The 255-nt window shown below is 56.5% G+C and carries 1 pseudogene; it reads left to right on the top strand.

Annotated elements, in window-relative coordinates:
* Positions 1-255, top strand: a pseudogene (locus ACU8YC_RS28810) (sugar transporter); the annotation flags it as partial.

The raw sequence follows: 255 nt of genomic DNA, 5'->3' as shown, positions 1-255 counted from the left end.
GCCGTCACCGCCCGGGTGGAGGCCCTGACAGAACAGCTCAAACAGGAGCAGGCGAGACTGACGGGGGATGACAGTGATGCGATGAACGATGTGACGGCCCGCTATATGGTGGTGCAGAAACAGGCGGTACTGGCAGAAGATCTGTATAAAAGTGGTCTGATAAGCCTTGAGCAGGCGAGAATAGAGGCCTACCGTAAACTGAAACATCTTCTGGTAATCAGTCAGCCCGCGCGGGCAGAAGAGGCGGAATACCCG

The organism is Citrobacter sp. VF227, assembly GCF_052950715.1.
The sequence above is the reverse complement of the archived record's forward strand: the minus strand, read 5'-3'. Positions and strand labels throughout refer to the sequence as shown.